The sequence below is a fragment of the Paraburkholderia sp. SIMBA_053 genome, assembly GCF_046534895.1.
Lineage (GTDB): Bacteria > Pseudomonadota > Gammaproteobacteria > Burkholderiales > Burkholderiaceae > Paraburkholderia > Paraburkholderia caledonica.
The window spans coordinates 1-412 of the sequence record NZ_JAWRXU010000150.1 but is presented as its reverse complement, the minus strand read 5'-3'; the positions used below and the strand labels follow the sequence as shown (position 1 = coordinate 412).

1 protein-coding gene is annotated in these 412 nt (G+C 30.3%); it reads left to right on the top strand.

The annotated features are described in order from the left end of the window. A partial coding sequence (locus tag SB753_RS35005; RefSeq protein ID WP_410804629.1) for a S8 family serine peptidase occupies positions 1 to 412 on the top strand: 412 nt, incomplete at both ends.

Here is a 412-nt window from a genome sequence, read left to right as displayed (position 1 = left end):
ATAATGGACATGGAACACATATAGCTGGAATAGTTGGAGCTCTTGATAATAATAAAGGGATAATAGGTGTAGCACCAGGTATTGATTTATACAGTGTTAAAGCGTTAGATAAAGACGGCAATGGTAAGTATAGTAATGTTATTAAAGGTATTGATTGGGCAATAAATAATCACATAAAAATTATTTCAATGAGTATTAATGGAACTCAAGAATCAGTATCATTTGAAAAAGCAGCTGAATTAGCTTATCAAAAAGGAATTTTATTAGTATCTTCAGCTGGAAATAAAGGATATTTTAATGAAGATTCAGTTATGATTCCAGCGAAATATGATAGTGTTATTTCAGTGGGAGCTCTTGATGAAGAAAATAAAAGATGGGAATTTTCTAGTAGAGGGAAAGAATTAGAATTGAT